The organism is Microlunatus sagamiharensis, assembly GCF_900105785.1.
GTDB classification, from domain to species: Bacteria; Actinomycetota; Actinomycetes; order Propionibacteriales; family Propionibacteriaceae; genus Microlunatus; species Microlunatus sagamiharensis.
This window is the reverse complement of record NZ_LT629799.1, coordinates 1,953,326-1,967,546: the sequence shown is the minus strand read 5'-3', so window position 1 is coordinate 1,967,546 and position 14,221 is coordinate 1,953,326. Positions and strand designations below refer to the sequence as shown.

The following is a 14,221-nucleotide window of genomic DNA, read 5'->3' as shown; positions in this document are numbered from 1 at the left end:
GTGCGTCATTCCAATGAAGGAGTCACGTCCATGAAGAACTCGACCCACCCGTTCCGCGGACGCGGCCGGCTCGCCGCCGGCGTCGTCCTGGCCGCAGCGGCATCGCTCGCCCTCAGCGCCTGCGGTGGCGGCGACTCCGCCGCCCCCGGCTCCGACTCGGGCAACGGCGGCGGTGGCGGCGAGACCGCCGTCGCGCTGATCACCAAGACCTCCACCAACCCCTTCTTCCTCGCCATGAAGAAGGGCGCCGAGGACGAGGCCGCCAAGCAGAACGTCAAGCTCACGTACGCCGCCGGCGCCGAGGACGGCGACGAGGACGGCCAGGTCAAGGCCATCGAGGCCGCCGTGGCCCGCGGCGACCAGGGCATCCTGATCACCCCGAACGGCCCCGGCGTGAACTCCGCCATCGAGCAGGCGCGCAAGCAGGGCCTCTACGTGATCGCCCTCGACACCCCGCCGGACCCCGCTGACGTCGTCGACCTCACCATCGCGACGAACAACTTCACCGCGGGTGAGGAGATCGGCAAGTGGGCCGCCGCCAAGCAGGACGGCAAGCAGGCCAACATCGCGCTGCTCGACCTCTACAACGACAAGGTCGTCTCGGTCGACTACAACCGGGACCAGGGCTTCCTGACCGGCATGGGGATCGACGTCAAGGACCCCAAGAAGAACGGTGACGAGGACAAGTCCGGCACCTACACCGGCGGCAAGGGTGGCAGCTACACGATCGCCTGCAACGAGCCCACCCTCGGCGCGCAGGACCAGGGCAAGTCGGCCATGGAGACCTGCCTGTCGAAGACGAAGGACATCAACCTCGTCTACACCCTGAACGAGCCGGCCGCGGCGGGTGCGGCCGAGGCGCTCGACGCGGCGGGCGTGAAGGCCACGATCGTCTCGGTCGACGGTGGCTGCTCCCCGGGCATCTCGAGCGTGAAGTCGGGCGTCATCGGCGCGACCTCCCAGCAGTACCCGGTCAAGATGGCCCAGCTCGGCGTGGACGCGATCAAGAAGATCGCCAACGGTGGCGAGAAGCCGGCGGTGACGCCGGGCCTGACCTTCCTCGACAGCGGCGTGGCCCTGGTGACCGACAACCCGGTCGACGGGCTGCAGAGCATCACCTCCGACGAGGCCTCGAAGATCTGCTGGGGCTGATTCTCAAAGGAGCGGAGCCGGTCCTGCGCGAGCAGGACCGGCCCTTCCCCCCGGTGACGCGGTTCTGCTAGACCTGCGGCACCACTCCACGTCTGCTGCACCTTCGAGGCAAGGAAGCCCGTGTCCACGACCACCACCTCCGCCCCGGCGTCGGCGGCCGAGCAGTTCGCGATGCGCCGGCAGTCGCCGGCCCAGCGCATCCAGCACGTGCTGCACGCCCAGCCGGCCCTCAGCCCGCTCGCGGTGCTGATCATCGCGATCATCGTCTTCGCGCTGATCAACCCGCGCTTCCTCCAGCCCCAGGCGCTGTCGATCCTGTTCCAGCAGGTCGCGATCATCGCCGCGCTGGCCATCGGCCAGACCCTGATCATCCTGACCGCGGGCATCGACCTCTCGGTCGGCGCGCTCACGGTGTTCTCGATGCTGATCATGGCCAGCCTCGCCTCGAGCGGTGGCGTCCCCGGTCCGCTGGCGATCCTCATCGGTGTGCTCGTCGGCACCTTGGGAGGCCTGCTCAACGGCTTCCTGGTGACCCGGATCAACCTGCCACCGTTCATCGTGACGCTCGGGACGCTGAGCGTCTTCCTCGCAGCCGGCCTGCTCTACTCCGGCGGCTCGAACATCCAGTCCACCGCCCTGCCGGACTCGGTCAACTGGGCCGGCACCGTGCTGCAGTTCGGCCGCTTCCGCATCACCACCGGCGTCGTGATCGTGGCGCTGATGGCGATCGTCGTCGGCTTCGCGCTCAGCCAGACCAAGTGGGGCCGCCACGTGTACGCGGTCGGCAACGACATCGAGGCCGCGCGACTCGTCGGCATCCGGGTGAACCGGGTCCTGCTCAGCGTCTACACCGTGGCCGGCCTGCTCTACGGCATCACCGCCTGGCTGCAGATCGGCCGTGCGGGCAGCGCGAGCCCGAACGCCCTCACCGACGCCAACCTGGAGAGCATCACCGCCGTCGTCATCGGCGGCACGAGCCTCTTCGGCGGTCGTGGTGCGGTGATCGGCACCATCATCGGCGCCCTGATCGTGTACGCGTTCCGGCTGGGCCTGAGCCTCGCCGGCGTCGACGACCAGTGGCGCGTGTTCGCCACCGGCGTCCTGGTCATCGTGGCCGTCGGCATCGACCAGTGGATCCGGAAGGTCAAGGCATGAGCAGCAGCATGAGCGTGGACCCGCAGAACGAGGCCCGTTACGGCACCGTCAACGGCGTCGACCTCGACGCCGTGCAGGAGGGCGTCGCCGACCCCAGCCAGACGGTCCTCTCGGCCCGCAAGCTGATCAAGACCTTCGGCAAGGTCATCGGCCTCGACGGCGTCGACCTCGACCTCTACCCGGGCGAGATCCTCGCGATCATCGGCGACAACGGGGCCGGCAAGTCGACGCTGATCAAGGCGGCGACCGGCGCGCTCACGCCCGACTCCGGCCAGCTCTACCTGGACGGGCGCGAGGTCAGCTTCAAGACCCCGCAGGACGCCCGTGCGGCGGGCATCGAGACCGTCTACCAGACGCTGGCCGTCGCGCCGGCCCTGGACATCGCGGCCAACATGTTCCTCGGCCGCGAGCGCCGGCGCTCGGGCCCGCTCGGCTCGGTCTTCCGGATGCTCGACAAGAGCGGCATGAAGGCCGACGCCGGCCGGTCGATGGCCAACCTGGGCATCGCGACCGTGCAGAACATGGGCCAGGCGGTGGAGACCCTCTCGGGCGGCCAGCGCCAGGCCGTGGCGGTGGCGCGGGCGGCGACGTTCGCGACCAAGTTCGTCGTCCTCGACGAGCCGACCGCCGCGCTGGGCGTCAAGGAGACCGGTCAGGTGCTGAACCTGATCCAGCAGATCCGCGAGAAGGGTCTGCCGGTCATCCTGATCAGCCACAACATGCCCAACGTGTTCGAGGTGGCCGACCGCATCCACATCGCCCGCCTGGGCGGCTGCGCGGGCGTCATCACGCCCAAGTCGCACACGCCCACCGAGGCCGTCGCCATCATGACCGGCGCGACGACGCTGCAGAAGGGCTGAGCCCAAGCAGCAGGCCCACGGCCCGCGTACGCCTCCCGGCGTGCGCGGGCCGTCCTGCGTCCGGACGGTCCGCCGCGCGGTAGGTTGCCGCGCATTCGTGGCCCGAAATAGCGCGGCAACCTACCTCTCGCGGTGACGAGGGGCCGCTCAGCCGCGCTCGCGCGGCTCGTGGAGGGGGAAGCCGCTGATGCCGCGCCAGGCGAGGGTGCTGACGAGCGCCTTGGCCTGCTCGAGACCGATGGCGGCGCTGCGGTCGGAGACCCAGTAGCGGGCGCCGACCTGGGCGAGGCCGACCATCGAGATGGCCAGCAGCTTGGAGTGCTCGGGCGGCAGCCGGGTGTCCTCGGCGATCACCGCCGCGATGAGGTCGGCGACGTCGTTGTTGACCTGCCAGAGCCGTTCCTGGACCCCGCCGTCGCCGGTCAGGTCGGACTCGAAGACGAACCGGAACTCCCCGCTCGTCGAGGACACGAAGTCGAAGAAGGCCCCCATCGCGGCCACCACGCGGTCGGCGTTGTGGTCGGTCGAGTCGAGCCCGTCGCGCACCACCTCGACGAGCGCGTCGCAGGCCTGGTCGAGCAGCGCGAGGTAGAGGCCGAGCTTGGAGTCGAAGTGCTGGTAGAGCACGGGCTTGCTGATGCCGGCCGCAGCGGCGATGTCGTCCATCGCGGCGGCGTGGTAGCCGCGGGTGGTGAAAATTTCGTTGGCCGCGTCGAGCAGCTGGGCCCGCCGCTGGTCCCGGGGGAGCCGGGCCGAGCGGACCGCCACGTCCTCGGCGGGGCTGCCGTTGGTCGGGGCGGTGCTCGGCACCGGGTCACACTACCGAGCGCCCGCACCCATCTCGGCCGCCTCGCCGGTCTGCACGGCCCACAGGCCCGCGTAGATCCCGCCGGCCTCGACGAGCTCGTCGTGCGAGCCCGCCTCGGCGACGCGACCGTCGGCCAGCACCCAGATGCGGTCGGCGTCGCGCACGGTGGAGAGGCGGTGCGCCACGACGAGCGCCGTGCGGGAGGCGGTGACCGCGGCCAGCGAGCGCTGGATCGCCGCCTCGGTCTCGGTGTCGACCGCCGAGGTCGCCTCGTCGAGGACGAGCAGCGCCGGGTCGCGCAGGATCGCCCGGGCCAGCGCGATCCGCTGGCGCTGGCCGCCGGAGAGCGTCTGCCCGCGCTCGCCGACCACGGTGTCGTAGCCCTGCGGGAGCGCGGTGATGAAGGCGTGCGCCTCGGCCTGCCGTGCCGCCTCCTGCACCTGCTCGTCGGTCGCGTCGACCCGCCCGTACGCGAGGTTGTCGCGCACGGTGCCGTGGAAGAGGAAGACGTCCTGGCTGACGTAGCCGATGGCGCCGCGCAGCGCGTCCCAGCCGAGCTCGCGCACGTCGGTCCCGTCGAGCAGGACCTGGCCCTCGCGCGGGTCGCTGAACCGCAGCACCAGGCGAAGCAGGCTCGACTTGCCCGCACCCGTGCTGCCGACGACCGCGTGCGTCTGGCCGGCGGGGACGACCAGGTCGAGGCCGCGCAGCACGTCGGGGCCGTCGGCGTAGCCGAAGCGGACCCCCCGCAGCTCGACGGAGCCGCGTACGGGCGGGGCGAGGACGCCGGTGCCCGGCTGCTGGTCGCCGCGCTCGCGCAGCAGGGCGAAGATCCGCCGGGTCGAGGCCATGGCGCGCTGGTAGAGGTCGAGGGTCTCGCCGAGGTCGGTCAGCGGCCACAGCAGCCGCTGGGTCATGAAGACGAGGACGGTGTAGAGGCCGACCTCGAGCCGGCCGTTGATCACCAGCCAGCCGCCGAGCAGCAGGGTCGAGGTGAAGCCCGCGAGGATCGCCATCCGGATCAGCGGGACGAAGGCGGAGGAGTAGCGGATGGCCCGCAGGTTGGCGTCGCGGTAGCCGTCGGAGACCTCGCGCACCCGCTCGACCTCGCGCGCCTCGGCGGTGAACGCCTTGATCGTCGTCAGGCCGCCCAGGTTGGTCGCGATGGTGGCGCTGACGTCGCCCGCCCGGGCGCGGACGGCGGTGTAGAGGGGCTCCAGGCGGCGCTGGAAGACGATCGAGCCGACGACGATCACCGGCACGGGCAGGAAGGCGAGGAGCGTCATCGTCCACGACGTCGCGGCGAAGACCGCGCCCACGAAGACGACCGTCCAGAAGGTGTGCAGGATGACGCGCGCGCCGGTGTCGAGGAACCGCTCGAGCTGGTTGACGTCGTCGCTGACCACGCTCAGCACGCGCCCGGGCGCGGAGCCCTCGTGCCAGGAGACGTCGAGCTCCTGCACGTTCGCGTACGTCTCCACGCGCAGGTCGTGCTCGACGGCCTGCGCGAGGCCGCGCCACAGCAGCGAGGCGGCGTAGTCGGTCGCCGACTCGATCATCCAGACCACGACGTTGACCAGGGCGACGATGAGCAGCTGCTCGAAGCGGCCCTCGACCCCGAAGAGCGTGGCGGCGAAGGAGTCCGACCCGCGGACGACGACGTCGACCGCGACCCCGAGCAGCAGCTCGGGCAGGACGTCGGCGGCGGTGTTGAGCGTGGTGGCGGCGGTGGCCGCCACCACCCGCGGCCGGTAGCGCCGGTGGTGACGCCAGAGGTCCCGCAGCGGACGGGCGGCGCCGGGCTCGTCGTGCCGCAGGGCTGCGGAGGAGGTCACGAGGTGCTACCTTGCCATCTCGGAAAGGTAAGGCTTGCCTAAGGAGCGGCGGCATGGACGAACGTGAGACCCGGGACGCAGCGGCCGTGGTGGCCAGGACCGTCCTGTCCACCAGCCACGAGGCGCTGTGCTCGCGCCTCGACGGGCTGGAGCACGCGAGCTCCGGCGTCGTCGGGCTGCTGGCCGCCGGCGCGCAGCCGTACCTCGTGCCGTCGGACCCGCAGAGCTTCTTCCCGACCGGGACGGCGTTGCGCGTCCGCGTCGCGATCCCGGGCCTCGGCGTCGTCCTGGCGAGCGGCACGACCGGGCGCGCACGGCCGGCGGCCGACGAGCCCGGCCTCCTCCGCACGCTGGAGGACCACCGCGCCTGCATCCGGGGACCGGTCGACCCCGCGGCGCTGCAGGTCGTCCCGCTGCGGCTCTTCGCGCTCTCGGTCTCCTCCGACGGCGCCGGCCCCACGGCGCTCAGCCCCCGCGAGCTGACGCGCGTGCAGCCGGACTGGCTGCTCGCCCGCGGCCGCACCCTGACCGCGCACCTGGAGCAGGACCACGCCGACGACCTGCTGCGGCTCGCCGAGGCGCACGGCGTGCCCGGGGCGACCGCGGTGACTCTGGACCGGTTGACCACGCGCGGGGCCCGGCTCGTCTGCCTCGGGGCCGACGGCGTGACGACGGTCGCCATGGTGTTCGACCCGCCGGTGGGCAACTCCGGCGAGCTCTGGCGCCGCCTGGCGTCCGCGCCGACCCTGGGCTGAGCCGCGCCCGTCGCCGGCCGGAGTCTCAGGGTTCGGGCAGCGGCGGCAGCGGCGGTCGGTCCTCCAGCAGCAGGTCGGCGGCGAGGTCGCCGTGCTCCTCGACGCGGGCGAGCACGTCGCCGGGGGAGAAGCGCAGGTCCTCGGGCGTGGTCGCCGCCGCCAGCTCCTCCCAGGTCACCGGCGTCGCCACGGCGGGCAGGGCGCGCCCGCGCAGCGAGTACGGCGCGATGGTGTTGCGCGCGGGCAGGTCCTGGTTGTGGTCGACGTAGATCCGGCCCCGCCGGGCCTGGACCGACACGGTCGAGACGAAGAAGTCGGGCCGCTCGCGCGCCATCCGCACGTTCAGGCTCTTGACGTACGCCCACGCGTCGCGGGCGCGACAGGGCGCGAGGGCCGCGTACACCTGGACGCCCTTGCTGCCCGAGGTCTGCGGGACGGGCACGAGGCCGTCGGCGGCCAGGACGCCGGCGACGAGGACCGCCGCCCGCGCCGAGTCGAGTACGTCCATCCCGGCGCCCGGGTCGAGGTCGACGACGAGCCGGTCGGCCAGGGGCTCGCCGTCGTACGCCTCCTCGCCCGGCAGGTCGAGGACGCCGTCCTCGCCCACCCGGCCGCTGCTCAGCGTCCACTGCGGCACGTGCAGCTCGAGCGCGGCGAGGTTCGCCAGCCAGACGAGCGTCGCGGGCTCCTCGGCGACGACGTAGTCGATCACGCCCTCGCTGGTCCGCACCGGCTGGCGGGGCACCCAGTCCGGCGTCCCGACGGGCGCGTTCTTCTCGTAGAAGGAGCCGGGGGCGAGCGGGGTCGTGCCGCCGGTGTCCGGGGCGACCGTCCCCGCGGGGACGCCGCCCGGGAAGCGCAGCCGGGTGAGCCCGCGGTCGCGGACGTACGGCAGCATCACCTCGGCGATGCGGGCGTAGTAGTCGATCACCTCGCCCTTGGTGAAGCCGTCGGGGTAGAGCGGCTTGTCGAGGTTCGTCAGGCCGAGGGTGCGCCCGCCGACGCGGACGAGGATCTCGCCGGGAGGCACGCCTAGCCCGCCGGCGCCTCGACGAGCTGCCGCCCGACGCCGAAGGCCTCGAGCCGGGCGGGCTCGGGCGAGGGTCCGACGCCGGGCTCGCGGGAGACGGCGACCCAGCCCTCGACCATGCGGACGGGCTCGGTGACGTCCTCGGCGTAGAAGCGGTCGGAGCCCGAGATGTCGCCGGTCAGGGTGAAGCCGGGCAGCCCGGCGAGCGCGGCGTTGGCCGTGCGGCCGAGGCCGGTCTCGAGCATCCCGCCGCACCAGACGGCCGCGCCGGAGGCCCGGCAGAGGTCGTGGATGCGCCGGGCCTCGAGGTAGCCGCCGACGCGGCCGGGCTTGATGTTGACGATGCTCGCCGCGCCCATGGCCAGCGCGTCGGCGGCGCGGGCCGCGGAGACGACCGACTCGTCGAGGCAGACCGGCGTCCGCAGCTGTCGCGCCAGCAGGGCGTGCTGGCGGAGGTCGTCCTCGGCGAGCGGCTGCTCGACGAGCAGCAGGTCGAAGGCGTCGAGGCGGCGCAGCACCGCGGCGTCGGCCAGGGTGTACGCCGCGTTGGCGTCGACCTGCAGCGGGACGTCGCCGAACCGCTCCCGCACCGCCCGCGTCTCCTCGACGTCGCGGCCCGGCTTGATCTTGAGCTTGATGCGCCGGTAGCCCTGGTCGAGGTAGCCCTCGACGACGTCGAGCAGCTGGGGGACCGAGTCCTGGATGCCGACGGAGACCCCGGAGGGGACGCGGTCGACGGTGACGCCGAGGTAGTCGGCGAAGGAGGTGCCGGAAGCACGCAGCTGCGCGTCGAGCAGCGCCATCTCCAGCGCGGCCTTGGCCATCGGGTGCCCGACGACCGGGTGCAGGACCTCGCCGACCGTCTCCGCGCTCAGCGGCCGCTCGCGCTGCGCGGCGAAGAGCCGGGGCAGCAGGTGGTCGACCATCACGGACTGCGCGCCCGCGACGTACTCGGCGGAGTAGGTGGGCTCCTCCTGGGCCACGCACTCGCCCCAGCCGACGACCTCGCGCCCGGCCACCGTCGTGCGGGCCTCGACGAGGAGCGCGAGACGTTCGGTCTCGGTGCCGAAGGACGTCGTGAAGGGCGAGACGAGCGGCATCCGCACGAGGTGCAGGACCACCTCCTCGAGGTGCAGGCTCATGCGTTCCTCTCCATCAGGTGGTCCTCGGTGTGGCCAGGGTCGTCGGTGGTGCGGCCGAGCACGTAACGGCCCGCGCGGGCGAAGCCCCGCACCCGCCAGCCCTGCTCGTGCAGGTCGGCGTACGCGTCGCGGAAGGCGCTGCGCCAGCGGGAGGCGACGGCGCGGTCGCTGCTGCGCAGCCCCTCGACGTCGGCCGGGACGGCCAGCGTGACCGCGTCGGCGTCCACGGGGACGGCCGGGTGGAGGACCGGACCGCCGTCGTCGCCGACGGTGAGCGCGGCGTGGGGCTGCTCGGGCTCGCGAGGCGCGTCCTGGTCCTCCGGCGGCACGGACCAGTGGACGAGCAGCCGGTCGCTCTCCTCGCCCGCGTTGAGCCCGTCGTCCATCGGTCCGTAGAAGTCGACGAGGTACGCCTCGACGTGGGCGCCGAGGCGGCCGAGGTTGAACCAGGCGTTGCGGGCGATGAGCGGGTCGTAGGTCCAGGCGATCGTGCCGATGCCGCGCTCGGCGCACCACGCGCGCTGGTGCAGCTTGAGCGCGGTCCCGACGCCGCGGCCGGTCCCGGGGCGGACGGCGGCGATGTGCGAGTGCAGCAGCGACAAGCGACCGGTCGGGGTGGCGCCGAGGAGCCCGGCGCACGACCCGACCAGCGTCCCGTCGGCGTCGAAGGCGCCGCTGACGTAGCCGCCGGCGAACCCCAGCGCGACCAGCAGCCCGGGCTCCATCGGGCTCTCCCGCGGTGCGAGGCCCCAGACCTCGGCGTAGAGGGCCGAGGCCGCGGCCATCTCGTCGGCCCGCAGGTCACGGACGGACACGCCCGCCGTCCGCGCAGCCGCACCTGCGGCGTCGACCAGGCCGTCGTGCTGCACGGCACTGATCCTGTCAGAGGGCGTCCTGCCAGAGTGGGCCCGTGCCCACGACGCCGCTGGTCCTCGTCCGTCCGCCGTCGCCCCGGCTCGCCGAGGGAGAGCTCACCCACCTCGACCGCGTACCGGTCGACCCGGCGCTCGCCCGCGAGCAGTGGCAGGGCTACGTCGCCGCATTTACCGCCCGCGGTTGGGACGTCGTCGAGGTCGAGGAGGCCCCCGAGCACGCCGACGGGGTGTTCGTCGAGGACACCGTGGTCGTGTTCGACCGGCTCGCGGTCCTCACCTCGCCGGGCGCGGAGTCGCGCCGCGGAGAGGTGTCGGGCACCGAGGCCGCGCTGCGCCGGCTGGCGGCGGACGGCGTCGACCTCGAGGTCGTCCGGATCACCGAACCCGGGCACCTCGACGGCGGCGACGTGCTGAAGGTCGGCGACGTCGTCTACGTCGGACGCGGCGGTCGGACCGACGACGAGGGCATCCGCCAGCTGACCGCGTACGTCGAGCCCCTCGGCCGGCGCGTCGTCGTCGTGCCCGTCGCGAAGGTCCTGCACCTCAAGTCCGGGGTCACCGCACTGCCGGACGGCACCGTCGTCGGCTACGAGCCCCTCGTCGACGACCCGGGCGCGTTCCCGTCGTTCCTGCCCGTCCCCGAAGAGCACGGCACGGCCGTCGTCGACCTCGGCGGCGGTGCCGTGATCATGTCCGCCGACGCCCCGCGGACGGCCGAGCTCTACCGCTCGCGCGGGCTCGAGGTCGTGACGGTCCCGATCAGCGAGTTCGAGGCCCTCGAGGGGTGCGTGACCTGCCTGTCGGTGCGGGTTCGCTGAACTTCTCGCCCTCTGCGTACCTCTGGGGTGCTCAGAGGGCGAGAAGTTCGCTCGAGCGTCAGTCCTCGTGCGGCAGCACGATCACCGGGACGGGCGCGTGGCGGATGAGCTTGGTCGCGCGGGAGCCGAGGAAGACCCGGGCGACCGGGCCCATGGAGGACGAGCCCAGGGCGAGGACCTCGCCGGGCTCCCAGGGGATCGAGGCCATGGTGTCGCCCCAGGTCGGGCCGGTGGCGATCACGCGCTCGACGGAGTCGGGGACGACGCCGGTGCTGACCAGGCGCTGCTGCGCCGAGCGCGCCTGCTCCGACCAGGAGGCGAGCACGGAGTCCTCGGCGGTGATGCCGGTGACGGGCGGGTACATCGTGGCGCCGCGCACGCCGAAGCTGGCGACGCGCAGCGGGACCCCGAACCGTTCGGCGAGCGACCACACGCGTCCGACGACCCGTGCCGAGGACTCGGAGTCGGAGAAGGCGGCGGTGACCTTGGTGACGCCGTCGGCGGCGGTCGAGCGGAACTCGCGCGGGCTGATCGCCAGGGGCACGGGGGAGGCGTGCAGCAGCTTGTCGGCGGTCGACCCGACGACGACCCGGCCGACCTGGCCGTCGGCCGAGGAGCCGAGCACGAGGACGCTGGCGCCCACCTCCTCGACGGCGCCGACCAGGGCGTTGGCGATCGAGCGACCGGCGACGACCCGGTACGACGTCTCGACGGTCACCGTGGTCTCGGACAGGTAGTCCCGCGCCTGGCGCTCGGACTCCTCGCCGACCTGGCGCGCGTACTCGCCGTACTCGGCGTCGACCCGGGCCATCGAGGGCGTCGACCACTGGCGCGGGACGACGGTCACGACGAGGAGGTCCTCGGCGAGCGCGTGGGCGAGCTGCAGGGCCAGGTCCAGCGAACCGCGACCGCCCTTGCTGGGGGTGTAGCCGACGACGACAGGCATCCCTCAGTGCTCCTTCGTGGGCTCGGGCAGCTCGTCCGGCGTCAGCTCCCCACGCTGGATCCTGCCTACGACCGAGTGCTTGCGCCCGTAGACCATGTAGAAGGCGAGGAAGACCAGCACCCAGCCGGCGAAGACGACCCAGGTGATCCAGTGCAGGCTCGACAAGATGTACGCGCAGGCCAGGATCGACAGCACCGGCGTCACGGGGTAGCCGGGGACCTTGAAGCCGCGCTTCAGCCCGGGCTCGCGGACACGCAGGATGATCACGCCGAGCGAGACGATCACGAACGCGGTCAGCGTGCCGATCGAGACGACGTCGATGAGGTAGTCGAGCGGGACGAACGCGGCCAGGACCGCCACGATCACGGCGACGATGACCGTGTTGTTCACCGGCGTGCCGCTGCGCGGGCTCACACGCGCGAAGACCGGCGGCAGCATCCCGTCGCGGCCCATGGCGAAGAGGATCCGGGTCTGGCCGTAGAGCGTGACGAGGGTGACCGAGAAGATCGAGATCACCGCGCCGAGGGCGAGGATCGTGCCCCAGACGTTCGCGCCCGTGACGATCTCGAGGATCTTGGCCAGCCCGGCCTCCTGCTGCCCCTCGAAGTCGGTCCAGGGCTGCGTCCCGAGCGCGGCGACGGCCACGAGGACGTAGAAGACGATGACGATGATCAGCGCGGCGATGAGCGCGCGCGGCATGGTGCGCTGCGGGTCCTTCACCTCGTCGCCGGCGGTGGACACCGCGTCCAGGCCGATGAAGGAGAAGAAGATCGTCCCCGCCGCGGTGCCGATCGCCGCCTTGCCGAGCGGGGCGAAGTCGGTGAAGTTGGCGCCGTCGAACGCGGTGAACGCGATGACCACGAACATGAGCAGCACCGCGAGCTTGATCACGACCATGATCGCGTTGAGCCTGGCCGACTCGCTCGCGCCACGGATCAGCAGCATCATGCAGAGACCGACCAGGACCACGGCCGGCAGGTTGATGATCCCGGTCGGTCCGTCGGGGTTGGCGTTGAACGGGGCGTAGAGCAGCGACTCGGGCAGCGAGACGCCGAAGACGTTGCTCACGGCCTCGTTGAGGTAGCCCGACCACCCCACCGCGACCGCGGCGGTCGACACCCCGTACTCGAGCAGCAGGCACGCGGCGACGCCCATGGCCACGACCTCGCCGAGGGTGGCGTACGCGTAGGAGTACGTGCTGCCCGACACCGGCACCGACGACGCGAGCTCGGCGTAGCAGATCGCCGCGAGCCCGGCCGCGATCCCGGCGAGGACGAACGAGACCACCACGGCCGGCCCGGCCTCGGGCACCGCCTGGCCGAGCACGAAGAAGATGCCCGTGCCGATGGTCGCCCCGACCCCGAACATCGTCAGCTGGAACGTGCCGATCGAGCGCGTCAGCTGTGGCCCGTGCGGGTGCGCGCTCTCCCCGACGGGCTTGCGGCGCAGGAGCTGCGCGGCGAGACCGGTGGGGCGGGTGGTCGACGTGCTCATCCAACCTCCGAGGGCAGGTGCCGGCCTCCGGCTCCCCGACGGCCACGCCTTCGTAGTGTTGCCTTCACCCGCCGTTCTGGCGAGACCCGTCCGGGCGCGTCACGCAACCGTTGCCTGCAGCGCCGGCAGCTCCTGGTCCGTGCCGGCGACCTGCGTGATCCTCGCGGCGAGCTTCGACAGCGGCGGCCGTGTCGTGGCCTTGATGACCAGGTCGTGGAGCTTGAGCCCCAGCGCGGTCCGCGGGTAGGCCAGCTTGTCGATGCCCGGCGGCAGCGACTGGACGTCGTCGACGAGCGGGCGCATCCACTCCTCGTACGCCGCGAGGGCGCCCTCGACGTCGTCCTCGGCGTGCGAGGAGAGGTACGCGGCGAGGACGTAGCCGCTGGTCAGCGCGAGCGAGGCGCCGCCGCCGCCCATCGGGGTGACGCACCAGCCGGCGTCGCCGGCCAGGACCACGCGGCCACGGTGCCAGGTGGGCATCCGCACCTGCGTGAGGCGGTCGACGTAGAGGTCGTCGGAGCCCTCGAAGCCGTCGAGCACGCGCGGCGCCTGCCAGCCCGCGTCGGCGTACACCCCGCGCAGCCGGCGCATCAGGTCCGGCCGCTCGAGGCGCGTGACGTCCTCGTCGCCGGCGTACGCGAGGATCGCCCGGGTCGTGCCGTGGTTGTCGGGGCGCAGGTGGACCTGGCGGCCGCGGACCGTGGTGAGCCAGCGCCAGCGGGAGTCGTCGTCGGGCGTGCGCGGGATGGTCCCGAAGGCCATGGTGATGCCGAGGTCGCGGGCGTCCACGTCGTCGAAGAGCAGGTCCCGGGTGCTGGAGCGGACGCCCTCGGCGACGACCAGCAGGTCGGTGCCCAGCTCCCGTCCCGAGGCGAGCCGGACGAGGACGCCGTCGGGCCGCTCCTCCACGGCCTCGACGACGTCGTCGTAGACCGTCTCGACGCCGTCGGGCAGCGCGTCGAAGATCGTCCGGGCGAAGTCGCCGCGCAGCACCTCGAGCTCGGCCGTGGCGCCGTCGGGCCCGTCGGAGGGCAGCTCGGCGAGCTCGCTCCCGTCCTCGCGCAGCAGCACGGTGCCGGTCTCCGTGGTGTTCTGGGCGGCGATGGCCTCCGTCAGACCCATCCGGTCCAGCACCTCGTGGGCGACCCCGCGGACGTCGACGTTCTGCCCGCCGTCGCGGAAGGAGGCGGCCCGCTCGACGAGCGTGACCCGCCACCCGGTGCGCGTGAGCCACCAGGCCACCGAGAGCCCGGCGATGCTGCCCCCCGAGACCACCGCGTGCCGTGCTGCCATGTCGTGCTCCTGTTCGCCTCGAGAAACCTTTACAGTGAAGATACTGCACACGAAAGGT

General features: G+C 72.6%; 13 protein-coding genes. 5 read left to right on the top strand and 8 right to left on the bottom strand.

The features are described 5' to 3' along the window. Positions 1-30: 30 nt before the first annotated feature. From BLU42_RS08950 to BLU42_RS08940, 3 genes are all read left to right on the top strand, one after another. Entirely contained in the window at positions 31-1,152 is a 1,122-nt protein-coding gene (locus BLU42_RS08950; RefSeq protein WP_091074141.1) for a substrate-binding domain-containing protein, read from the top strand. Positions 1,153-1,272: 120 nt separating this feature from the next. Next, positions 1,273-2,307: an ABC transporter permease gene (locus tag BLU42_RS08945; RefSeq protein ID WP_197680685.1), complete on the top strand. Its 1,035-nt coding sequence runs from the start codon at positions 1,273-1,275 to the stop codon at positions 2,305-2,307. Next, entirely contained in the window at positions 2,304-3,167 is an 864-nt protein-coding gene (locus BLU42_RS08940; protein WP_231918520.1) for an ATP-binding cassette domain-containing protein, read from the top strand. Before BLU42_RS08945 ends, BLU42_RS08940 begins: the two co-directional genes overlap by 4 nt. 147 nt (positions 3,168-3,314) lie before the next feature. Here BLU42_RS08940 and BLU42_RS08935 read toward each other — a convergent pair whose 3' ends face one another. Both BLU42_RS08935 and BLU42_RS08930 read right to left on the bottom strand, forming a co-directional pair. Next, positions 3,315-3,977, bottom strand: a complete 663-nt coding sequence (locus BLU42_RS08935; RefSeq protein WP_231918519.1) for a TetR/AcrR family transcriptional regulator — start codon at positions 3,975-3,977, stop codon at positions 3,315-3,317. 9 nt (positions 3,978-3,986) lie between these two features. Beyond that, complete coding sequence (locus BLU42_RS08930; protein WP_197680684.1) at positions 3,987-5,810, bottom strand: ABC transporter ATP-binding protein; 1,824 nt, start codon at positions 5,808-5,810, stop codon at positions 3,987-3,989. A gap of 53 nt (positions 5,811-5,863) precedes the next feature. Here BLU42_RS08930 and BLU42_RS08925 point away from each other — a divergent pair, with 53 nt between their 5' ends. Then, positions 5,864-6,565, top strand: coding sequence for a DUF2470 domain-containing protein (locus BLU42_RS08925; RefSeq protein WP_091074140.1), 702 nt, complete (start codon positions 5,864-5,866; stop codon positions 6,563-6,565). Between the two features lie 25 nt (positions 6,566-6,590). On the opposite strand, the gene BLU42_RS08920 is transcribed toward BLU42_RS08925, so the two are convergent. Genes BLU42_RS08920 through BLU42_RS08910 form a run of 3 tightly spaced genes read right to left on the bottom strand, consistent with a single transcriptional unit; the run spans position 6,591 to position 9,606 of the window. Continuing rightward, positions 6,591-7,595, bottom strand: a complete 1,005-nt coding sequence (locus BLU42_RS08920; protein WP_091074139.1) for a DNA polymerase domain-containing protein — start codon at positions 7,593-7,595, stop codon at positions 6,591-6,593. A gap of 2 nt (positions 7,596-7,597) precedes the next feature. Next, on the bottom strand, positions 7,598-8,737 hold the full coding sequence (gene menC, locus BLU42_RS08915; RefSeq protein WP_197680683.1) for an o-succinylbenzoate synthase: 1,140 nt from the start codon (positions 8,735-8,737) through the stop codon (positions 7,598-7,600). Continuing rightward, the gene (locus BLU42_RS08910; protein ID WP_231918518.1) at positions 8,734-9,606 is read right to left on the bottom strand and encodes a GNAT family N-acetyltransferase; all 873 of its coding nucleotides are present in this window, start codon (positions 9,604-9,606) and stop codon (positions 8,734-8,736) included. The genes menC and BLU42_RS08910 overlap by 4 nt, the downstream gene beginning before the upstream one ends. Before the next feature lie 41 nt (positions 9,607-9,647). Here BLU42_RS08910 and ddaH point away from each other — a divergent pair, with 41 nt between their 5' ends. After that, on the top strand, positions 9,648-10,430 hold the full coding sequence (ddaH, locus tag BLU42_RS08905; RefSeq protein ID WP_091074137.1) for a dimethylargininase: 783 nt from the start codon (positions 9,648-9,650) through the stop codon (positions 10,428-10,430). Between the two features lie 58 nt (positions 10,431-10,488). Here ddaH and BLU42_RS08900 read toward each other — a convergent pair whose 3' ends face one another. The 3 genes from BLU42_RS08900 to BLU42_RS08890 all read right to left on the bottom strand — a co-directional run bounded on the left by BLU42_RS08900 (position 10,489) and on the right by BLU42_RS08890 (position 14,163). Further along, on the bottom strand, positions 10,489-11,376 hold the full coding sequence (locus BLU42_RS08900) for a universal stress protein (RefSeq protein ID WP_091074136.1): 888 nt from the start codon (positions 11,374-11,376) through the stop codon (positions 10,489-10,491). A gap of 3 nt (positions 11,377-11,379) precedes the next feature. Then, complete coding sequence (locus BLU42_RS08895; protein WP_091074135.1) at positions 11,380-12,870, bottom strand: amino acid permease; 1,491 nt, start codon at positions 12,868-12,870, stop codon at positions 11,380-11,382. A gap of 99 nt (positions 12,871-12,969) precedes the next feature. Then, complete coding sequence (locus BLU42_RS08890; protein ID WP_091074134.1) at positions 12,970-14,163, bottom strand: FAD-dependent monooxygenase; 1,194 nt, start codon at positions 14,161-14,163, stop codon at positions 12,970-12,972. Positions 14,164-14,221: the final 58 nt, after the last annotated feature.